Origin of the sequence: Flavobacterium anseongense (assembly GCF_021608185.1) — a bacterium.
GTDB lineage: Bacteria > Bacteroidota > Bacteroidia > Flavobacteriales > Flavobacteriaceae > Flavobacterium > Flavobacterium anseongense.
On sequence record NZ_JAKIHN010000001.1, the window covers coordinates 403,055 to 425,412 of the forward strand.

The 22,358-nt window shown below is 35.1% G+C and carries 22 protein-coding genes; 12 read left to right on the forward strand and 10 right to left on the reverse strand.

What is annotated here, in order from left to right:
• Window positions 1-16 precede the first annotated feature (16 nt).
• The 6 genes from clpX to L1S35_RS01840 all read right to left on the reverse strand — a co-directional run bounded on the left by clpX (window position 17) and on the right by L1S35_RS01840 (window position 5,565).
• Entirely contained in the window at window positions 17-1,252 is a 1,236-nt protein-coding gene (gene clpX / locus L1S35_RS01815) for an ATP-dependent Clp protease ATP-binding subunit ClpX (RefSeq protein WP_236396059.1), read from the reverse strand.
• Window positions 1,253-1,326: 74 nt separating this feature from the next.
• Window positions 1,327-1,983 (reverse strand): ATP-dependent Clp endopeptidase proteolytic subunit ClpP, encoded by a 657-nt coding sequence (gene clpP / locus L1S35_RS01820; RefSeq protein ID WP_136150781.1) that lies wholly within the window; start codon window positions 1,981-1,983, stop codon window positions 1,327-1,329.
• Between the two features lie 246 nt (window positions 1,984-2,229).
• Entirely contained in the window at window positions 2,230-3,564 is a 1,335-nt protein-coding gene (gene tig / locus L1S35_RS01825) for a trigger factor (protein WP_236396060.1), read from the reverse strand.
• A 79-nt stretch (window positions 3,565-3,643) separates the two neighbouring features.
• Window positions 3,644-3,991, reverse strand: a complete 348-nt coding sequence (locus L1S35_RS01830; RefSeq protein ID WP_236396061.1) for a phage holin family protein — start codon at window positions 3,989-3,991, stop codon at window positions 3,644-3,646.
• A gap of 99 nt (window positions 3,992-4,090) precedes the next feature.
• A complete protein-coding gene (locus L1S35_RS01835; RefSeq protein WP_236396479.1) occupies window positions 4,091-4,852 on the reverse strand; it encodes an alpha/beta fold hydrolase in 762 nt (253 codons plus the stop codon).
• A complete protein-coding gene (locus tag L1S35_RS01840; protein WP_236396062.1) occupies window positions 4,852-5,565 on the reverse strand; it encodes a pyridoxine 5'-phosphate synthase in 714 nt (237 codons plus the stop codon). The genes L1S35_RS01835 and L1S35_RS01840 overlap by 1 nt, the downstream gene beginning before the upstream one ends.
• A gap of 103 nt (window positions 5,566-5,668) precedes the next feature.
• Between L1S35_RS01840 and L1S35_RS01845 the strand changes: the two genes are divergently transcribed.
• From L1S35_RS01845 to murI, 8 genes are all read left to right on the forward strand, one after another.
• Window positions 5,669-6,328, forward strand: coding sequence for a CBS domain-containing protein (locus L1S35_RS01845; RefSeq protein ID WP_236396063.1), 660 nt, complete (start codon window positions 5,669-5,671; stop codon window positions 6,326-6,328).
• A 50-nt stretch (window positions 6,329-6,378) separates the two neighbouring features.
• On the forward strand, window positions 6,379-7,248 hold the full coding sequence (locus L1S35_RS01850) for an NAD kinase (protein ID WP_236396065.1): 870 nt from the start codon (window positions 6,379-6,381) through the stop codon (window positions 7,246-7,248).
• Window positions 7,249-7,413: 165 nt separating this feature from the next.
• Window positions 7,414-8,100, forward strand: coding sequence for a type IX secretion system protein PorG (gene porG / locus L1S35_RS01855; RefSeq protein WP_236396067.1), 687 nt, complete (start codon window positions 7,414-7,416; stop codon window positions 8,098-8,100).
• Between the two features lie 3 nt (window positions 8,101-8,103).
• On the forward strand, window positions 8,104-8,844 hold the full coding sequence (gene uppS / locus L1S35_RS01860) for an undecaprenyl pyrophosphate synthase (RefSeq protein WP_236396069.1): 741 nt from the start codon (window positions 8,104-8,106) through the stop codon (window positions 8,842-8,844).
• Window positions 8,768-11,545 carry a BamA/OMP85 family outer membrane protein gene (locus L1S35_RS01865; protein WP_236396070.1) on the forward strand — a complete coding sequence of 926 codons (2,778 nt, stop codon included), beginning with the start codon at window positions 8,768-8,770 and terminating at the stop codon, window positions 11,543-11,545. Before uppS ends, L1S35_RS01865 begins: the two co-directional genes overlap by 77 nt.
• A 37-nt stretch (window positions 11,546-11,582) precedes the next feature.
• Window positions 11,583-12,584 carry an OmpH/Skp family outer membrane protein gene (locus L1S35_RS01870; RefSeq protein WP_236396071.1) on the forward strand — a complete coding sequence of 334 codons (1,002 nt, stop codon included), beginning with the start codon at window positions 11,583-11,585 and terminating at the stop codon, window positions 12,582-12,584.
• 29 nt (window positions 12,585-12,613) lie between these two features.
• On the forward strand, window positions 12,614-13,114 hold the full coding sequence (locus tag L1S35_RS01875) for an OmpH/Skp family outer membrane protein (protein WP_236396072.1): 501 nt from the start codon (window positions 12,614-12,616) through the stop codon (window positions 13,112-13,114).
• Window positions 13,115-13,180: 66 nt separating this feature from the next.
• A complete protein-coding gene (murI, locus tag L1S35_RS01880) occupies window positions 13,181-13,960 on the forward strand; it encodes a glutamate racemase (protein ID WP_236396073.1) in 780 nt (259 codons plus the stop codon).
• 148 nt (window positions 13,961-14,108) lie between these two features.
• Here the strand turns inward: murI and L1S35_RS01885 are convergent, their stop codons facing one another.
• Both L1S35_RS01885 and L1S35_RS01890 read right to left on the reverse strand, forming a co-directional pair.
• Window positions 14,109-14,624, reverse strand: coding sequence for a gamma carbonic anhydrase family protein (locus L1S35_RS01885; protein ID WP_236396074.1), 516 nt, complete (start codon window positions 14,622-14,624; stop codon window positions 14,109-14,111).
• 54 nt (window positions 14,625-14,678) lie between these two features.
• On the reverse strand, window positions 14,679-15,677 hold the full coding sequence (locus L1S35_RS01890) for a PorP/SprF family type IX secretion system membrane protein (RefSeq protein ID WP_236396075.1): 999 nt from the start codon (window positions 15,675-15,677) through the stop codon (window positions 14,679-14,681).
• A 344-nt stretch (window positions 15,678-16,021) separates the two neighbouring features.
• Between L1S35_RS01890 and L1S35_RS01895 the strand changes: the two genes are divergently transcribed.
• The 4 genes from L1S35_RS01895 to L1S35_RS01910 all read left to right on the forward strand — a co-directional run bounded on the left by L1S35_RS01895 (window position 16,022) and on the right by L1S35_RS01910 (window position 20,344).
• Window positions 16,022-16,918 carry a NifU family protein gene (locus L1S35_RS01895; protein ID WP_236396076.1) on the forward strand — a complete coding sequence of 299 codons (897 nt, stop codon included), beginning with the start codon at window positions 16,022-16,024 and terminating at the stop codon, window positions 16,916-16,918.
• Between the two features lie 65 nt (window positions 16,919-16,983).
• Entirely contained in the window at window positions 16,984-19,002 is a 2,019-nt protein-coding gene (locus tag L1S35_RS01900) for a thioredoxin domain-containing protein (RefSeq protein ID WP_236396078.1), read from the forward strand.
• 51 nt (window positions 19,003-19,053) lie between these two features.
• Window positions 19,054-19,434: an apolipoprotein A1/A4/E family protein gene (locus tag L1S35_RS01905; RefSeq protein ID WP_236396079.1), complete on the forward strand. Its 381-nt coding sequence runs from the start codon at window positions 19,054-19,056 to the stop codon at window positions 19,432-19,434.
• A 76-nt stretch (window positions 19,435-19,510) separates the two neighbouring features.
• Window positions 19,511-20,344 carry a mechanosensitive ion channel family protein gene (locus L1S35_RS01910; RefSeq protein WP_236396080.1) on the forward strand — a complete coding sequence of 278 codons (834 nt, stop codon included), beginning with the start codon at window positions 19,511-19,513 and terminating at the stop codon, window positions 20,342-20,344.
• Between the two features lies 1 nt (window position 20,345).
• Here L1S35_RS01910 and tsaB read toward each other — a convergent pair whose 3' ends face one another.
• Entirely contained in the window at window positions 20,346-21,011 is a 666-nt protein-coding gene (gene tsaB / locus L1S35_RS01915; RefSeq protein ID WP_236396081.1) for a tRNA (adenosine(37)-N6)-threonylcarbamoyltransferase complex dimerization subunit type 1 TsaB, read from the reverse strand.
• 19 nt (window positions 21,012-21,030) lie between these two features.
• Entirely contained in the window at window positions 21,031-22,356 is a 1,326-nt protein-coding gene (locus tag L1S35_RS01920; RefSeq protein WP_236396082.1) for an efflux RND transporter periplasmic adaptor subunit, read from the reverse strand.
• Between the last annotated feature and the right edge of the window lie 2 nt (window positions 22,357-22,358).

Consider the following 22,358-nt stretch of genomic DNA (forward strand, 5'->3'; position numbering starts at 1 on the left):
CAATTGAGGGATTTTTTTATGAAGCTATTTCTAATCTTTTCAGAAGATTTTTGGTTAATGCGTCTCGTGTATAATCAACATCAATGTGTAATTGCTTTTCGTCCGAGCTAGGCAATTCATACATCGCATCGGTTAAAATGGCTTCACAAAGTGAGCGTAAACCTCTTGCTCCTAATTTGTATTCCAAAGCTTTGTCAACTATATAATCCAAGGCATTGTCATCTATGGTGAATTTAACTTCATCCATAGCGAACAATTTTTGATATTGCTTGATTAAGGCATTTTTTGGTTCGGTTAAAATAGCACGAAGCGTTGCTCTGTCTAAAGGATCCATGTGTGTTAGTACCGGAAGTCTTCCTATAATTTCCGGAATTAATCCAAAATCTTTGATGTCTTTTGGGATAATATATTGCAACAGATTGTCTTTGTCGATACTGTCAAGATTTCTTGAAGTGGTGTAACCAACGGCTGTTCTATTCAATCGTTTAGAAATAATTCTTTCTATGCCATCAAAAGCACCACCGGCAATAAACAAAATGTCTTTGGTATTGACTTCAATAAATTTTTGATCCGGATGTTTTCTTCCTCCTTTTGGCGGAACATTTACTACCGTTCCTTCCAATAATTTCAGCAAAGCCTGTTGCACACCTTCACCTGAAACATCTCGGGTAATTGATGGATTGTCGCTTTTACGTGCAATTTTATCAATCTCGTCAATGAAGACTATTCCTCTTTCGGCTTTTGCCAAATCATAATCGGCTGCTTGCAATAATCGGGTTAAGATGCTTTCTACATCTTCTCCAACATAACCAGCTTCAGTTAAAACCGTTGCATCAACAATGGCTAATGGAACTTCGAGCATTCGTGCAATAGTTTTTGCTACCAATGTTTTTCCGGTTCCGGTTTGGCCAACCATGATGATGTTAGACTTTTCGATTTCAACATCTTCTTCGTGTTGCAATTGCATCAATCTTTTGTAGTGATTGTAAACCGCAACCGACATTACTTTTTTGGTTTGCTCCTGTCCAATAACGTATTGGTCTAAGAACGTACGGATTTCTTTTGGCTTTTTTAAAATCAAATCGGTAGCCGATTTTAAAGCCGCACCGCCTGATTTTAATTCTTCTAAAACTATTCCGTGAGCCTGTTCAATACACCTATCGCAAACGTGCGCATTTATTCCGGCTATCAATAAATTGGTTTCCGGTTTTTTCCTTCCGCAAAAAGAACATTCTAAAACTTGTTTTGCCATTTTTATTAGTTAGCAGTCGCAGTCGTAGTCGCAGTCACTTTACTGTGAACTGAGACTGTAAACTGTAAACTGAATTATCTTCTTAAAACTTCATCAATCATTCCGTATTCTTTGGCTTCGTCAGCAATCATCCAATAATCACGTTCTGAATCTTTGTGCACTTTATCAAATGTTTGTCCTGAATGATGTGAAATGATTTGGTATAACTCATCTTTAAGTTTCAACATTTCTTTTAAGTTGATTTCCATATCGGTTGCAACACCTTGTGCACCACCAGAAGGTTGGTGAATCATTACTCTTGAATGTGGTAAAGCTGAACGTTTTCCTGCTGCTCCGGCACATAATAAAACCGCTCCCATTGAAGCTGCCATTCCGGTACAAATTGTTGCTACGTCTGGTTTGATGTATTGCATGGTATCATAAATTCCAAGTCCTGCATAAACGCTTCCACCTGGAGAATTGATGTATATTTGGATGTCTTTTGAAGCATCAACGCTTTCCAAAAACAACAACTGTGCTTGGATGATGTTGGCCATATAATCGTCAACTCCGGTTCCCATAAAGATGATTCTGTCCATCATCAAGCGTGAGAAAACGTCTAGCTGTGAGACATTCAATTGGCGTTCTTCAATAATATAAGGTGTCATACTACCTACGATTTTATCGTAATATAAACTGTTTACGCCATGTTTTTTGGTAGCAAATTTTTTAAATTCTTTTCCGTAGTCCATTTAGTTATGAATTATGAGTTATAAGTTATGAATTGTATTTTAGTCAAAGTTCGTGCCTTGTTTATAAGATGACATTGTGTCTGAAACCTAATGCCCTAGCCCGGATAGTAGCGGCATCCTTTTTCTTTTTTTAAAGAAAAAGATATAGCGAATAGCCGGATTAGCTTCAAAAGATTCTGAAACAAGTTCAGAATAAAAAAGCGCCAAATTACTTTGACGCTCAAATATAATAATTATTAGATAATCTTAGTGTTTTAATTCACCATACATTGCTTTGATGAACTCGTCATAAGAAACCTCTTTTGACTTTGCTTTTACCTTGTCTTTGAACAAGTTTAGCATTTTTTCGTTCATTACCTGCTCTGACAGACGTTTTACTTCGTCCTGGTTTGACATTACACGTGCTACAATTCCCTGAACATCTTCATCGGTTGGATTCATTTGTCCGAACTGCGCCATTTGTTTTTTGATAACATTTGAAGTGTAGTCTTTTAACTCTTCGAAAGTAATTTGCAGATTGTTTTCGGCCATTACTTTTCCTTCGATTAGTTGGTAACGCAATCCGTTTTCAGATTTTGTGTATTCTTCTTCTGCTTGTTCAGCCGAAAGTGGATTTTCACCTGCTGATTGTATCCATTTTTTTAGGAATGAAGACGGCAAATCAAATTTGGTGTTAGCAATTAAAAACTCGGTCACATCGTTTAAGAATTTTTGATCTGCCTGTTGTTTGAATTGTTGTTCAGCATCTTCTTTGATTTTTGCTTTTAGTTCAGCTACCGAAGTGATTACTTTTGGCCCGAATAATTTATCGAATAATTCCTGATCTAAATTTGCTAATTCGTGACCAACTACTTCGTCGATTGTGAAAGTTACTTCGATATCTAAACCGTGAACGTCATCGTGACCAACGGCCAAAACGTCCATTAGTTTGTGATCATCATCGAATAAGCCTTTTGTTTTTAAAGTCACAACATCGCCAACTTTTTTACCGATGAAACTTTTTGCAGTTTTCTTGTCAGCGAAAGTATCTAAAGACAAAGTCGTTCTGTTGTTGATTCCTTTTTCTTCGTTACTGAAAATTCCTGAAACGTCGTTTCCTTCTTCTACAGTATCTTTTGCGATTAGTTTTCCGTATTGTTTTTGGATACGTGCCACTTGGTCATTTAGCATTTTATCGTCGGCAACGATTTTGTATTGTACCAAATCATTTTTAGCTGACAAATCAACACTGAATTCAGGTGCTAAACCCAATTCGAATTCGAATTTATAATCTTCAACATCCCAATTGAAATCTTCGGTTACTTTTGGAAGTGGATTTCCAAGGATGTCTAATTTTTCTTCTACTAAATATTTGTTTAAATTGTCTTGCAGTAATTTGTTTACTTCGTCTAACAACACCGCTTTTCCGTATTGTTTTTGGATTAAACTCATTGGCACTGCCCCTTTTCTGAAGCCAGGAATGGCTGCATTTTTACGGTAATCAGCCAATACTTTATTTACTTTTTCTGCATAATCCGATTTTGATACTTCTACAGTAACTACAGCGTTTAATGCGTCTACATTATTTCTTGTAATATTCATTTTTTATCTATACTAAAATTGGGTTGCAAAATTATAACATTTCTGCAACCCAACCAATTTTATTTTATTGATTTACATGCTATTTTTTAGCATCACCCGTGATTTGGTAAACCAATGATTGTGAAAGCGATAAAACAATGCTGAATAACATGGCTGTCCAAAACGAACTAATTGTGAAACCATCTATAAAATAGTCGCACAACAAAACCATAATCGCATTTATCACCAGCAGAAATAAGCCCAGAGTAAAAAGGGTTACCGGCAAAGTGAATAATACCAAAATTGGTTTTACAAAAAAGTTAAGTAAGCCCAAAACGATGGCAACTGTTAGGGCTGTTGTGAATTCGTCGACAATTACGCCTTTCATGATTTTAGCCAAACCCAATACTAAAAGTGCCGTGATAAGTATTCTCATTAAAAGTTTCATATTTCTATATTTATTTCTGATATGTTGTTTCGTCACGAATACACGAATGTATTCTAGAAAATTTAAATAAAAAAATATTCGTGCATTTGTGACTGCCGTTTATTTCAAAAATCTTGCCGTTTCCTCAAAAAACAATTTTGGGTTTTCGGCATGAAGCCAATGACCAACATTTGGAATTGTTGCTAATTCAATATTAGGAAAATGTTTTTTAATATCGGGCAAATCGGTATCTAAAATGTATTTTGAATTTCCGCCACGGATGAAGAGTGTTGGTTTGTCGAAATGATTTTCATCTGGCAAAGCTTCACCAATCGATTCGATTTTGGTATTAAAAACGGGTAAATTAAATCGGAAAGCGAGTTGTCCCGGTTCAACCCAATAGAGGTTTTTCATTAAAAACTGTCGTGTTCCAAAATCAGGAATGAATGGATATAGTGTTTCTTCAACTTGAGTTCTATCAGGTTTTGTGGAGAAATCGACAGCATTCAATCCTGCTAAAATATCCTGATGGTGTGGTGCGTAATATTTCGGACCAATATCGGCTACAATTAATTTTTCAACCATTTCGGGATAAGTCGTTGCAAAAAGCATGGCTACTTTTCCGCCCATTGAATGACCGATTATAGAAAGATTGGTCAGATTATAATGTTGGCAATACTCTAAAACATCATTCGACATTACAGTATAATTGAAATCATCGGAATGAAAACTTTTGCCGTGATTTCTTAAATCGAGCATATGAACCTGAAAACCTTCGGCAGCATAAAGCGATCCAAAAGATTTCCAGTTGTCGGACATTCCGATAAAACCGTGAATGATAATTAGTGGCTTGCCTTCGCCTTCTATTCTGGAGTGTAAAATCATTTTAATTTTTGCAAATACATATTAACGACATTATCCAAACCAAGGTATAATGCTTCCGAAATCAAGGCGTGACCAATAGAAACCTCTAATAATCCCGGAATATTCTCTTTGAAGAATTTGATGTTATCCAAACTCAAATCGTGTCCGGCATTTATTCCCAAACGTAATTCGTTGCATAAAATAGCCGATTTTGTATAAGGTTCAATCGCTTTTAGATTTCCCAAACCGTATTGATGTGCAAATGCTTCAGTGTATAATTCGATTCGATCAGTTCCTGTTTTTTTGGCACCTTCGATCATTTCCAAAACCGGGTCAACAAAAATAGAAGTCCGGATTCCGTTACGTTGAAATTCCTGAATTACTTCGGTCAGATAGGATTCGTTTTTAACAGTATTCCAACCGGCAGAAGAAGTTATGGCTCCAATTGCATCGGGAACCAATGTTACCTGCTCGGGTTTACATTCGAGAACCAAATCAATAAAATTATGCTGTGGATTTCCTTCGATATTGAACTCGGTATAGACGATTGGCTTTAAATCGCGTGCATCCTGATAGCGAATATGTCTTTCATCCGGTCGTGGATGAATGGTTATTCCTTGCGCGCCAAATTTCTGAATGTCTTTGGCGACCTGCAATAAATCGGGAACATTCCCGCCACGAGCGTTTCGTAAAGTCGCAATTTTATTGATATTTACGCTTAGTTTTGTCATGAGATTTTTATCTGATAAAAATATGATTGCAAAAATACAAAGTTAACCAAGCTATCATGTCCCAAAATTTGATTATTTTGCAGTCGTTAAAAGAAAACAATGCATGAGACAACTTTCCGAGTATATCAATAACGATTTTAAACCATTTTCAAGTACGGAATCTGTGGCAGAAATTCAGGATTTTTTTGCCGATGTTACGTATTCTCATTTTCCTGTTATGGATAACGGAGTTTATTTGGGTTGTATATCGGCGGTTGATGCGGAGACTTTTCAAACGGGAAAAAAGATTTTAGATTTTCTATATGCTTTTGAAGGTTTTTTTGTGCGTGAATCCATGATTTGGTTGGATGTATTAGAAGTTTTTGCAAGAAACAATTCGAATATTGTTCCGATTTTGGATGAAACCAACAAGTATATTGGTTATTACGAAATTACAGATGTCATTAAGTTTTTGAATGAAACGCCTTTCCTTAAAGAAACCGGTGGAATTATCGTAGTTGAAAAACCAACCGCAGATTACTCGATGAGTCAGATTACTCAAATTGTAGAAAGCAATAATGGTAAACTGCTTGGCGTTTTTGTTTCGGAAGCCGATTCAGAAAAAGTACAGGTAACCATAAAAACCACACTTGGCGGCATGAATGAAATCATTCAGTCATTTCGCAGGTATAATTATGAAATTGTATCTGAACATCACGAAGACAACTACTTGAATACTTTGAAAGAACGCTCTGAATATTTGGATAAATATTTAAATATGTAAATCAAAGTACGAAGTTAGAGATACAAGGTACAAAGTAAAACCTAAACCATATGAAAGTTGCCATCTTCGGACAATATTATCAAAACGACACCCGACCAATTATTAAAGACATCTTTGTTTTTTTTAATAGAAACAATGTCGAGTTGGTTATTGAGGAAAATTTTTTAAAGATATTATACGAAGAAAAAATTCTCGAAAGACAGTATAAAACATTCGCTTCACACGCTGATCTAGACAGCAGTATTGACATTCTTATCAGTATTGGTGGTGACGGAACCATTTTAAGAGCAACTACTTTTGTTCGCGATTCCGGAATTCCGATTCTTGGTGTCAATGCGGGAAGACTTGGTTTTTTGGCCAAAGTACAGAAAGAAAAAATTGAATTATTTCTTCAGATTGTTTTAGAAAAAAAGTATACTCTTTCCGAAAGAACATTGTTGAGTATTGAATCTCCTGATATTGACATTAATTTTGCTATGAATGAAGTAGCGGTCAGCAGAAAAGCAACGACTTCTATGATTACCATTGAAACCTCTTTGAATGGGGAATATTTAAATTCTTATTGGGCTGACGGATTAATCATTGCCACACCAACTGGCTCAACAGGTTATTCTCTGAGTTGTGGTGGACCAATTTTAACACCCGATGTAAAAGGATTGGTTATCACACCAATTGCTCCGCATAATCTAACCGCAAGACCACTTGTGATTCCGGATGACACCGAGATAAAACTTAAAGTTTCGGGAAGAGAAGAACAATATTTGGTTGCTTTAGATTCCCGTATAACCTCTATCAGTAATAATTCGGAATTAATAATCAAGAAAACGCCATTCAAAATTAAGATGGTTGAAATTCCTGAAGAAACATTTCTTAAAACACTTCGAAACAAATTACTTTGGGGAGAAGACAAGCGAAATTAGAAAAAATCCCCCTCTGTTTATACTACATTTCTAAAAATTGCGTTTTAGAATAGAAACCATTGCAAGACCAATAATAATCAGTACTTTATTTAATTTGACAGAAATATAAAATTCATGTTAAATAAGTACTGAGAATTGTTATATTTGCACGCTATTTTCAATTTAATGAAAAGGATTTTAGTATTATTTTTTTGTTTGATTTTCCAGAATGTTTTGACAGCACAAATTAATGAAATTGGTGTTTTCTTAGGCGGAAGTAATTTCATAGGAGATGTTGGTAAAACTACTTATGTTTCTCCTGAAAAATTAGCCATTGGTATTTTATACAAATGGAATAAAAGCCCAAGACATTCCTATAGATTTTCCTATACACAGTCGACTATCACAGGTAATGATTTAGACTCAGATGTGAAAGCAAGAGTGGAAAGAGGTTATAAATTTAAAAATGAAATAAAGGAGTTTTCAGCTGGATTAGAATTCAATTTTTTTGATTTTAACCTACATGAAGTGCTAATAAAAAAAGTGACGCCATATGTCTATACAGGTATTACTTATACTATTTACGATGAACTGTATGTTATTAATGGAGAAACGAAAAAAGACTATACAGCAGGTACATTCGTCATACCAATGACAGTTGGTGTTAAAAGTAATGTGCTTGAAAATTTTGTTTTAGGATTTGAAGTTGGGGCGAGATATACTTTCACTGATAATTTAGATGGAAGTCTGCCCAAAAATAAAAATTTAGAACCATTGAAATTTGGTAATATAAACAGCAAGGATTGGTATGTGTTCAGCGGATTTACGATTACATATACTTTTACTGAAAAGCCTTGTTATTGCAAAGAATAAAAAATGAGCTTATTAGAAACCATTAATAAAGACAACTTACCAAAACATCTGGCCATAATTATGGATGGAAATGGTCGTTGGGCAAAACAACAAGGTTTACTAAGGGCATTTGGTCACGAAAAAGGAACAAAATCGGTACGAATTACGGTTGAAACCTGTGCCAAACTTGGAATTGAAAATCTAACACTATACGCCTTTTCTACCGAAAATTGGAACCGACCAAAATTAGAGGTAGATACTCTGATGAATTTATTGGTCAATTCATTAAAAAAAGAATTGGCAACTTTAGAAAAAAACAATATTCGATTAAACTGTATCGGGAACATTGAACTGCTTCCGTCTAAAGCCAAAAAGGAGCTTTTATACGTTATAGAAAAAACAAAAAACAACACAAGAATGACGCTAACGTTGGCGTTAAGCTACGGTTCCAGAGAGGAATTGTTAAATGTTGTTAAAATTATAAGTGAGAAAGTTAAAAATAATATAATTTCTATAGACACTCTTGATGAATCAATTATAAATGAGCATCTTTACACGCACAATTTACCCGATGTAGATTTAGTGATTAGAACCAGTGGCGAACACCGAATCAGTAATTTTTTGTTATGGCAGATTGCCTATGCAGAGTTTTATTTTACCGATGTTTTATGGCCCGATTTTAAAGCAGATGATTTATATAAAGCCATTATTAGCTATCAAAAAAGAGAAAGAAGATTTGGAAAAACAAGTGAACAAATTAAATAAAATTTCAGTGCAGATTAACCCTTCAAAAATAGTTCTATTCATTTTATTATTTGGAACTGTTTTTAAATTACAAGCTCAAGACAGAATTCCATTCGACCAAGGCAGAAAATATATTTTAGCGAACGTAAAAGTTAACGGCAAAATTAGTTACAACGAACAAACGGTTGTGACTTTTGCCGGTTTAGAAAAAGGACAACAACTTACAGTTCCGGGAGAAGAATTGAGTAATGCCATAAAAAAACTGGGGAAACTTGGTCTTTTTAGCGATATTGATTTTTATGTAAACAAGGTAGAAGCAGACAGCATATGGTTAGACTTGGATATTGTCGAGCTTCCTAAACTTAGTGAAGCTAAAATTCAAGGGGTTAAAAAATCAAAAGTAGAAGGACTTATCAAGGACAATTCATTGACAAAAGGAAAAATTGTAAATGAAAACCTGATTACGACTACTAAAAATTACATCGAAAACAAATATAAAAAAGACGGTTACTTTAACACCAAAGTTTACATAAAAACTATTCCCGATACAACCGAAGGAAATAACGTTAAAATGCTTGTCAATATCGACAAAGGCGATAAGCTGAAAATTTCCAAAATAACCTTCGAAGGCAATGAAAAATTTTCCGATGCCAAATTGAGAGGAGCAATGAAAAACACGAAACAAATCAATCCGATTCGTATTTTCAAAGCATCAAAATATATAAAAGACAAATACAAAGAAGACTTAACTTCTATCATTGACAAGTATAAAGAAAAAGGATATAGAGATGCACGAGTTACAAGTGATTCTGTATTCTTAAACGCAAAAAAATCAAAGCTTGCCATCAATGTAAAAGTTGAAGAAGGCAGAAAATATCATTTTGGAAACATTAAATTCCTTGGAAATTCTGTTTATTCTGATCAAATGTTAGGAAGAGTTCTGGGAATCAAAAAAGGAGATACCTATAATGGTGTTTTGCTTGAAAAAAGAATTGCCGATAAATCAAAACCTGACGGAGATGATCTTACCAACTTATACCAAAACAATGGTTATTTATTTTCAAATATTAACGCAGTCGAAGTAAAAACTGCCAATGACACTATTGATTTTGAAATTAGAGTTACCGAAGGACCAATTGCATACTTTAACAATATCACAGTTGTTGGGAATGACAAAACAAATGACAGAGTAATCTACAGAGAACTAAGAACCCAACCGGGTCAAAAATACAGCAAAGAAGATTTGGTTAGAACAATTCGTGAGATTGGACAATTAGGATTTTTTGATCCTGAAGCAATTGACCCAAAATTCAAAAATGTTGATCCTGCTGCCGGAACGGTTGATATTGAGTACAATGTTGTTGAAAAAGGATCCAGCCAAATTGAACTCCAAGGTGGTTATGGCGGTGGCGGATTCATTGGAACTTTAGGATTGTCTTTTAATAATTTCTCGGCCAGAAATATGTTTAAAAAAGAAGCCTACAAACCGCTTCCAATGGGTGATGGACAAAAAGTTGCCTTGCGTTTACAGGCAAGTTCGTTTTTCCAAACCTATAGTTTATCGTTTTCTGAACCATGGCTTGGCGGGAAAAAACCAATTCAATTTTCAAGTTCATTGTCGCATAGCAAACAATTCCTTTACTCAGGAAGATCAACTAACGTAGATAGAGACAAGAGTTTTAACATCACTTCCTTATCTGTCGGTATTGCAAAAAGATTAACTGTTCCGGATGATTTCTTTGTGTTTTCAAGTTCTGTGAGTTTTCAATATTATAATTTGAACAACTACAACACCGGATTGTTTACCTTCGGTGACGGTTCATCAAGAAACTTAGCCTACACACTTGGTTTGAGCAGAAATAATAAAGGAGTCAACCCAATTTTCCCAACATCAGGTTCTGAATTTAGTCTTTCAGCAAAATTTACTTTACCATATTCATTATTTAATGGAATAAATTATTCCGATTTAGAAAATCAAAAAGATTATAAACTTACATACAGAGATGATGCCGGTATAAATACAGTTCCAACCAGCGACGGACGACAACCTGCTCAAGGCGATTATTTGCAGGAAACAACTCCTGGTTCGGGAATTTATCAAACGGTTGGTGATGATTACACACTTGCATCCGCAGACAGATCAAAAGTTGATCAACAAAAATTTAACTGGCTCGAATATTACAAAATAAAGTTTAAAGCCGATTGGTACACAAGATTAGCAGGATCACAATCAAAAGCTTTAGTATTGAGAGCTTTGGGAGAGTTTGGCTATTTAGGCGCTTACAATAGCGGTCGAGGATTAGTACCATTTGAAAGATTCTTTGTTGGTGGTGATGGACTGGCTAATTTTTCATTAGACGGAAGAGAAGTTGTTCAATTAAGAGGATATCCAAACCAATCATTATCTTCACAAGATGGCGCAACGGTTTATAATAAATTCTCGTTAGAATTACGATATCCATTGACATTAAAAGCTGCTGCATCAATTTATGCGTTGACTTTCCTGGAAGCCGGATCATCTTATGACACTTTCAAAGAATACAAACCATTTGTACTGCAACGTTCGGCCGGATTTGGTTTAAGAGTATTTATGCCAGCATTTGGATTGTTGGGAATTGACTTTGCACATGGCTTTGACGGTCTTCCTGGATTTAATGGTGCCTCTGGCACAACAAATCCGAATGGTTGGGAAACACATTTTATAATTGGTCAACAATTTTAATTATATTTGGTACAATATTTCTAAATCAAAATTAAGAATGAAAAAATATCTTTTACTGTTAATCCTGGCTTTATCTGCTGTATATCAGACTAATGCACAATCTAAAGGTGTTAAAATTGGCTATATAGACATGGAATATATTCTGCAAAATGTCCCTGATTATAGCGAAGCAAAAAGTCAGTTAGAGCAAAAAGCACAAAAATGGAAACAAGATATTGAAGCCAAAAAAATTGAAATTGCTAAATTAAAAGATGCTTTAAAAACAGAAAGAGCATTATTAACCAAAGAGTTAATAGACGAACGTGAAGAAGAAATAAAATTTCAGGAAACCGAACTTTTAGACTTTCAACAAAAAAAGTTTGGCCCAAATGGCGATTTAATTACACAAAAAGCTGTCTTAGTAAAACCAATTCAAGATCAGGTTTTTACTGCCGTTCAGGATATTGCCGAAGCTAAAAAATTTGACTTTGTTTTTGATAAAGCTTCCGATTTAACAATGCTTTTTGCTGCAAAAAGATATGACATAAGCGATCAGGTTATACGAGTTATTACCAGAGCCGAGAAAAGAGAACAAATGTCTGCAAAACAAGTTAAGCAACAAGAAGCCAAAGAAGCTCTTGAAGATGCAGCTCTTGATGCCAATCCAGCATTGGAAGCTCGTAAAAAAGCTTTAGAAGACAAAAAGAAAGCAAGAGAACAATTGGTAGCTGATAGAAAACTGGCTGCCGAAACTAAAAAAGCCGAGCAAGCAGCAAAGAGAGCTGAATTGTTAGAAGCCAAGAACGCTAAAAAAACTGGCACGGTTCCTGCTAAGGACAAAACCAATGATGACAAAGCAACATCAACGCCTACTGAAGAAGCAAACAAAACAACTGATTCAACAGCCTTAGATCCAAAAGCCGTCAAAGCTGCCGAAAGAGCAAAACTGATAGCCGAAAGAAAAAAAGCCTTAGAAGACAAAAAGAAAAAAATTCTCGAAGATAGAGAAGCTGCAAAAAAAGCAAAAGAAGACGCAAAGAATAAACCAAAAACAGAATAAATAATAAATATTAATTAATACTTTTTAAAATGAAACGATTGAAATCATTATTACTAGCTACAGTGTTGTGTTTAGGAGCAAGCTTTACAATGAATGCACAAGCTAAAGTTGCACACGTAGATGTAAATGAACTAATTTCTAAAATGCCGGCGATGCTTGATGCTCAAAAACAATTAGAAAAATTGAGTGGTACTTACGATGCTGAATACAAAACAATGGCAGAAGAATACCAAAACAAAATTAAAAAATACGACCAGGAAGCTGCAACTGTTGGAGATGCCGTTAATGCAACACGCCAAACAGAAGTACAAGACTTAGTAAAACGTATTACGGATTACAGAGATAATGCTCAAAAAGAATTGCAAAAGAAAGAAGCAGATATGGTAAAACCATTAATGGATAAAATCAAAGCTTCAATCATTAAAGTTGGTAAAGCAAAAGGATACCAATATGTTTTAAACCTTGCTGATTTACTTTTAGCTGATGGCCCGGATTTAACAGCTGACGTTAAAAAAGATTTAGGATTTTAATTTTAAATCATAATACTATCAAAAACTGCTCAATTAATTGAGCAGTTTTTTTTTACTTTTGTTTACATGGAAAACAATAATCCTATAGGCCTTTTCGATTCCGGAATTGGAGGAACATCCATTTGGACAGCAATTCACAATTTGCTTCCAAACGAAGACACCATATATCTTGCAGATAGTAAAAATGCCCCTTACGGACAAAAATCTAAAGAAGAAATCATCGCGCTTAGCATCAAGAACACCGAGTTTCTTCTGAATCAAAATGCCAAAATAATAGTTGTCGCTTGCAATACAGCAACAACCAATGCTATTAAAGAATTGCGCGCAAAATATGATGTCCCTTTCATTGGCATCGAACCCGCCATAAAACCGGCAGCTCTAAACTCCCAAAGTCATACCATCGGAATTTTAGCCACTCAGGGAACTTTAAACAGCGAGTTGTTTCACCAAACTGCCGAGAAATTCCATGACACCAAAATTATCGAACAAATAGGTCACGGTTTAGTTCCGCTAATTGAAAACGGAGAAATGAATTCGCCCGAAATGAATAAATTGCTTCATATCTATTTAGAACCTATGATTGCGGCCAACATTGATTATCTCGTGTTGGGCTGCAGCCATTATCCCTATCTGATTCCACAGATACAAAAAATACTTCCAAAAGAAATTAAAATCATCGATTCCGGAGAAGCTGTAGCACGTCAGACAAAAAATGTGCTATCGGAAAGAAACGGGTTAAACAATGAAAAGAATATTGCAAAAGCCGTTTTCTATTCTAATTCAAATCCAAAAGTGTTGAAGGATATCCTCAATAATAAATATGAGGTAATTGTTAAAGATTTTTAGGAGCACATCAATAGCTTTTTCAAGATATTTGGCTCCCGCTGTCCGCGCTACATGGTAGCTCGCTCCCATCGGGGCTAGATAGACGTTTAGTTTTGTTCAGGAAGTTAAAAAAAATACCTGACTGCCACTGGCAGTCCTCCTTTTAATTTCAAACGTCTTTAAACCAACTAGAGTACATCACGTAGTTATTCGAAATACGTTCTATTTCACCGGCAAAATCAGATTGGTCAATGTCTTTTACTTTCTTAGCTGGAACACCTGCCCAAATTGTCCCCGATTCAACCACAGTGTTTTGAGTAACCACTGCTCCGGCTGCAACAATAGAATTGCTTTCTATTACACAATTATCCATCACAATAGCTCCCATTCCTATTAATACATTATCATGAACTTTGCATCCGTGAACAATAGCATTATGACCAATAGAAACATTATTCCCAATTTCAGTTGGATGCTTTTGATAGGTACAATGAATAATGGCTCCATCCTGAATGTTGACCTTATCTCCTATTTTTATATAATGAACATCGCCACGAACAACCGCATTGAACCAAACACTGCAGGATTTTCCCAAAACAACATCGCCAACAATGGTTGCATTTTCAGCAACAAAACAATCGTCGGGAATTTGAGGACTTTTACCGTTTACAGCTTTAAGTATCATGGTTAAAAAAATTGTCCCGTCTGGTTTTCTAACGAGACGGGACAGTTATTTGTATTAATTAATTGCAGGACAATTACAGTGATATTTCTCCGGTTTGCAGAATAAATTAAGTCCTAAAGTTAATTGGTGAAATCCACCTGCATCAAATTTAACATCGCCCATTAAATGTGAGTAAGTATATGAAAACACATAATTCTTAAAATTAACTCCAATAATTGGTGTTACATATTGCAACTTTTGATCAGCTACACTATTTCCTTGAACATACTGTGCACCATCAAGACTTCTTCTGTATGATAATCCACCCCACAATCTCCCAAAATCTAAGTCTTTATAGGCTTTAATGTTAAAATCTACCGTTTTCTCTTGAGTTAATGTAACCAGTTGAAACATAAAAGAAGGTTCCCATAAAATCTGTTCCGCATCACCAAAAGTATAGCCAGCATTCAAAATAAATCTTCTCAAATTTACAGGCTCACTATCTGTGTATAACTTTCTGTCACTCGCCAATGCATTTTTAACTGTTGCATGAACATAGAAATCAAGAAAATTATAAGACGCTCCAATATCAACATTAAAATAAGTTGACTTCTGAATTGAACCAAAAATCAAAGGATCAAAAGAAGGATTGTTTTGATAAAATGTTGTTTCATCCAAATTACTCTGAATAAAACCGGCACTCATACCAAATGAAAGTTGGTTCAAATCAATATTGTCACGTGAAAACATAATATGGTGAGCATAAGTCAATTTCATCCCTGTTTGTGAGTGATAACCGTTTTTATCGTTAAAAACAATAATTCCACCTCCTGATCTTTCCCCTAAAGCACCATTGAAACTTAATGTTTGCAATGCCGGCGCATCTTTTTGTCCCAACCATTGTTGTCTTGCTGTTAGTCTTAATTTTGCGCAATTTGCAGCTCCGGCCATCGAAGGATGAAGCAAATAGTAATTGTCAGATAAATAATCCGAGTACACCGGCAATCCTTCCTGTGAATGTGCAAATTGTGCTACTACTAGTAGTGCTAATAAATAAATCTTTCTAAAATTCATTGTAACTATATTTATTAATAAGAAATGGGCTTTAAAATGTTGTGTTGCAATATTTTATATATGCTTAATGTTAAACCAATTCATCCCTTTTTACTGCTTTTTCAACTGATTTGGCTTCTTAATTTAACACGGCGCTCAAATATATAAATTTTTGTAATAAGTTTTCTATCTAATTTAACAATATTCAAATATCCTTGCTCCCTTTTTCTAATCGGAAAGAAATAATAGACAATGGCTCTCCATTCCTAATATCCCACAATATGTTAATTAATTGTTTAATTGTCCAAATATAGCCATTCACAGAAAATAACTTTGTTAAATTTGCATAAAAAAATACTTTCACCATGAAAATCAGCATAAAAGAAACTCAAAACCCAACCATACTAAAATTTGAATTCCCCGAATTTATAACTCAAAATGAGAACTTTGAGTTCAAAAATATCGACGAAGCCAAAAATTCTCCTTTAGCACAACAACTGTTTTACCTTCCTTTTGTGAAAACGGTTTACATCTCAGGAAATTTTATCGCCATCGAAAGATACAGCATTGTTGAATGGTCTGACGTTCAAGATGATGTTGCAGAACAAATTGAAAATTTTGTCAATAACGGTGGCGTGATTGTTTTGCCAAATGATAATCCAATCAAAAAACAACCTATAACTGTTTATGGCGAAACCACGCCAAATCCGGCTTCACTGAAATTTGTAGTCAATAAAGCGCTAACCAAAACAGCAGCCGAATTCAAAAATATAGACGAAGCCAAACCATCGCCATTAGCACAGGAATTGTTCAAATTCCATTTTGTGAAAGAAATTTTCATTGCCGAAAATTATATCTCTGTCACCAAATACGAAAGCATTTCGTGGGACGAAATCACAATGGAACTACGCACATTCATAAAACAATTTATCGAAAATGGCGGAACTGTAATCGATGAAAGTCAAATTATAAACACCGAAAAACAGGAAAAACAACAAATTAAAAATTTCGATAATCTCGATACTACCTCACAACAAATCATCAACATACTCGAAGAATACGTAAAACCTGCCGTTGCTGCCGACGGTGGAAATATCCTTTTTGATTCGTATGATGAAACCGAAAAACGTGTAAAAGTAGTACTTCAGGGCGCCTGCAACGGTTGTCCATCTTCTACATTTACGTTAAAAAGTGGAATAGAGAACATGCTGAAAGACATGCTCAACGATAAAGACATTGTGGTTGAAGCCTTAAACGGATAATCGTTATTCAAAATAAAAAAACTAACTTTAAGCGTCCAATTTTGGGCGCTTTTTTAATGTAAAAAATGAACGAACTACATCTCGAAACGAGTCCATACTTATTACAACACGCCAACAATCCGGTACATTGGAAAGCCTGGAATGCAGCTTCTTTAGCTTTAGCCAAAAAAGAAAACAAACTAATCATCATCAGCATCGGTTACTCGGCTTGCCATTGGTGCCATGTGATGGAACACGAAAGTTTTGAAGATGACGAAGTTGCTTCAACGATGAATGCTCACTTTATCAGCATAAAAATCGATCGCGAAGAACGCCCTGATATTGATGCCGTTTATATGAAAGCGGTGCAAATTATGACCGGACATGGCGGCTGGCCAATGAATGTCGTAACGTTACCCGACGGAAGACCAATTTGGGGTGGAACCTATTTCAGAAAAAACGACTGGATAAATTCGTTAGAACGACTTCAGGAAATTTATACCGAAAAACCGGAAGTGATTTTTGATTATGCCGAAAAACTTAATGACGGCTTACAATCGCTGAGCATCATTTCAAAAAATGTATCGGAGACGAATTTTAATTTTGAAATTCTGGAGTCCTTAGTTTCAAAATGGCAAAAAAGTTTCGACTGGGATTTTGGTGGAATGGCTCGTGCACCAAAATTTATGATGCCAACCAATTATGAATTCCTATTGCGATTTGGTTATCAAACTAATAACCAACCGCTATTGGATTTTGTAAATCTCACCTTGACAAAAATGGCCCATGGCGGATTGTTCGACACTATTGACGGTGGATTTTCACGCTATTCAGTCGATATGAAATGGCATGTGCCTCACTTTGAAAAAATGCTTTATGACAACGGACAATTAGTTTCGCTTTATGCCAATGCCTATAAATTGAGCGGAAATAATCTCTATAAAGAAGTCATTGAAAAAACATTACAATTCGTTGAAAAAGAATGGCTCACCAAAGAAGGAAGTTTTTATTCAGCACTTGACGCTGATAGTTTGAACAAAGAAAACCATCTCGAAGAAGGTGCATTTTATGTTTGGACAAAAGCAGCATTACAAGCTTTACTTCAAGACGATTTCGAATTGTTTTCAATAGTTTTCAATATCAATGAATTCGGATTTTGGGAACATGAAAATTATGTTTTAATCCAAAATCAATCCTTAGAAGAAATAGCTTTTCGACAAAATATTGATTTAGAAAGTTTAGTCCAGAAGAAAAAACATTGGGAACAAATTCTTTATACGGAAAGAGAAAAACGAAACAAACCAAGGTTAGATGACAAATGTTTGACCTCATGGAATGCCATTATGCTCAAAGGTTTTGTAGAAGCATACAAAGCAACCGGAACCAAACATTATTTAGATATCGCGATACAAAATGCTTCTTTTATCACAAAAAACATTTGGAATTCAGAAGGAAGTTTAAAACACAGTTACAAAGACGGAAAAGCGACCATCAATGGTTTTCTGGAAGATTATGCACATGTCATTCAGGCGTTCATTTCGTTATATGAAGTTACATTTAACTACAGTTGGCTACAAAATGCCAAGCAATTAACCGATTATACTTTTGATAATTTTTATGATGAAAAAGCACAGTTTTTCTCATTCACTTCACATCAGGATGAAGCATTAATTACCAATCATTTTGAAGTGGAAGACAATGTAATTCCGGCTTCGAATTCAGTAATGGCTGATGCTTTATTCAAATTGAGCATTTATTTCGAGAATACTTATTACGAAAAAATCTGCCGGCAAATGGTTCAAAATATCATTCCAACCGTTACTTATCCTTCGGCATTTTCGAATTGGCTGAACATACTTTTACATTTTTCGGAACAGAATAAAGAACTGGCAATTTGCGGAAATGATGCTTTAGATTATCTGGAAAAAATAAATAAAATCTATTTACCAAACCTCATTATTGCCGGAAGTTCAACAGTTTCTAAACTTCCATTTTTAGAAAATCGTTTTTCAGAAAACGAAACCTTATTTTATTTATGTCAGAACAAAACCTGTCAAAAACCAACTACCAGTTTTGAAGAAATCACTACAGAAATTGAGCTTTAATCGCATAAAAATCGTAATATTGTTATTATTAATCATTTAAAATTCAAAGTCATGGCATTAGGAGATTTTTTTAAAAAACTATTTGGTTCATCACCAAAAGAAGTGGCAGATAAAGCAGAAACATTTGCTGAAGAAACACTAGAAAAAGCGAAAGTTGCCGCTGCACCGGTAATAGATAAAGTAGAAGATTTTGTAGATACGGCCAGAGAAAAAGTAGCTGAACATATTCCGGCTGCTAAAGAAACTTTGGAAAATGCTGTTGAAACCGTAAAAGAGAAAGCAAGTGAGTATGTTGAAAAAGCAGAAGAAATGGCAGAAAATGCAGTAGCAAGTGTAAAAAATGCTTTTGCAAATGACGCTTCCGAAGATGCCGAAGAAGTAAGAACAAAAGCAGAAGATGTTGTAAAACCAGCTGATGAAAATGCCGATTAATTTTTAAAATCACTATTTTTGCCAAAATAATTTATCCCGTCCCGAAGTCTCGGGAGTCGGGATTTTTTATCAAATTATGGAAAAGAAAGAACTGCACTATATTCATTCCTTCGCGGAATATGTCGATCAATTTATAAAACTTTTAATTGATTACTCACCAAAGCTAATTTCGGCTTTGGTCATTCTTTTCATTGGATTATATGCCATTCGATTAGTCAATCGTTTGGTGAGAAGAATTATGATTAAGCGTGAATTCGACACCACTTTATCTGCATTTTTGGCTGATAGTTTGCTTTGGGCGATGCGCTTTTTACTTTTCATAACCTTTATTTCCAAACTCGGAATTGAAACTTCTTCGTTTGTCGCTATTCTTGGAGCAATTGGTTTGGCGGTTGGTTTGTCTTTACAAGGTTCATTATCCAATTTTGCCGGTGGTGTATTGATTATTTTATTCAAGCCTTTCAAAGTGGGCGATTCGATAGAAGCACAAGGCGTTACTGGAACTGTAAGTGAAATTCAGATTTTTGTAACCAAATTAGTGACCGGAAACAATCAGACTATTTTTATCCCGAACGGAATTTTATCTAACGGTGTAATAACCAATTTTTCATTAGGAAAAAACAGAAGAGCCAATCTGCTTTTTAATATTTCGTATGACACCAATATTAAAATGGCCAAAGAAATTGTGATGCAGGTTTTGGAAAACAATCCAAAAGTCTTAAAAACTCCGGCACCAGCTGTTGTGGTTAATCTTTTGACAGATACCGCTATTCAGTTAGCAATACAACCGTGGGCAAAGAATGCCGATTTTGGATCAATGTGTTCGGACGTTTTGGAAGAATGTAAAAATGCCTTTGACCAAGCTGGAATTGCAATACAATCAATTGTAAAAGAAGCTCCAAAAAAATAATTTACTTTGGTTTTGCTATCAAAAAATCCTTGAGATAAAAAGGTTCAAAATACGCCACGTCTTCAAATTCATTTTTCACGAATTTTTCAAAACTTAACGCACTCATTTCGTTTGCAGAAGGAAAAACTATTTCAGAAAGAAAATGGAAATTGTCTTTGGTTAAAACGGTTTTGCCTTTTTCCTGACAATCGCCGATAAAATAAACAGCTTCTGTCATTTCTACATAACTGTTTTCAGTAAGAACCTCAGCCTGCACTTCCATTATTTTGTTGTGATTTGCGTCAAAAACGGCACTATAAACTTCCATTCTTCGCGCATCCAGCATTGGAACGATTAAACCGTTTTCAACTGTAACTTTTTGAGCTAAAACCTGCAAAGTATCAACCGAAATCAACGGAATTCCAAGTGCATAGCACAAGCCTTTTGCGGTAGAAACTCCAATGCGCAAACCGGTATAAGAACCAGGCCCTTTACTAACCGCAATAGCTTTTAAATCCTGAACCGAAACATTTGTTTCTTTTAGAATTTCTTCGATAAAAACATGTAGTTTTTCGGCATGAGAATAGCCTTGTTCAGCTATTTCCCTGACCAAAACAGTTTTCCCATCTTTAGCCAAAGAAACTGAACAATTCTTGGTTGCCGTTTCTATATTAAGAATGTAAATCAAGATTTAGAAATAAATAGTTTTAATTAGTAGAAACTGTTATCGAAGTTTCCTTTTTATCTTTTGTATCAGAATCTTTTCCTGAAGAAACTTTATCCCCCGAATTCAGGTCTTTAGTAACCGTTGTATAAGGTCCAACGATGACTACATCACCTTTCTTTAAACCGGAAGTAATCTCAATATTTGTATCGTCCTGAATACCTGTTTTCACAATTCTGATTTTGGCTTTGTTACCTACTTTTACAAAAACACATTCAAATTTCTTGTCGCTTTTTGCAGTAACTTTTTTGTCTGCATCATCCTCTTTTATCTCATAACTTTTGGTTGCCGTCGTATCTGATTTTACAACCACGGAACTGATTGGCACACCAATAACATTTTCTTTTCGCTTCGTAATAATATCAACCGTTGCCGTCATTCCTGGTCTGAATGGCGAATAGGTTTCAGGCTTTCCTTCTAACAAATCTTGGTATGACTCTTTTAAAATTCTAACTTTTACTTTAAAGTTTGTCACCTGATCAGCCGTTGTTGCTGCACTTGCCGAATTAGAAATACTGGTCACAATCCCTTTAAATTCTTTTTTCAGATAAGCATCAACCTGAATTTTTGTGCTATCGCCGATGTTGATTTTTACAATATCATTTTCATTTACATCGACTTCAACTTCCATATTATTAAGATTGGCAACACGAAGAATTTCCGTTCCGGTCATTTGCTGTGTTCCCAAAACACGCTCTCCTAATTCAACCCCAAGTGAAGAAATAGTCCCGTCAGCAGGAGCATAAATAGTTGTTCTTCCCAAGTTATCTTTTGCTTCTCTTACCGTTGCATTCGCACTTTGCACATTGTAATAAGCCGATTCTTTGTTGGCCTTCGCTCCTTCGAATGCAGCGATTGCTTTGTCCCAGTCTGATTTGGATATAATTCCTTTATCATACAAGGTTTTGCTTCTATCATAACTTGCTTTTGCTTCTTTAAAAGTGGCGTCAGCCTGACTCAATCCTGCTTTAGTCCCGGATAAATTAGAAATAGTTCTGTTGTAACCCGAAGTATATAAATCCGGATTTATTTTAACCAATAAATCTCCTTTTTTTACCACTTGTCCTTCTTTCACAGGCAAAGCAATAATTTCTCCTGATACTTCCGAAGATATTTTTACTTCTATTTCCGGTTGGATTTTTCCGGTTGCCGAAACAGTTTCTATTATTGTTATTTCATCAACTTTAGCTGTTTCAACTTGCTTCGAATCGTCATTATTGCCAATAATTCCTTTTGACTTTAAGGTAACGAGCACTATAATTAATGCGATAACAACTCCAACTAGTATATAAATTTTCTTTTTTGACATGA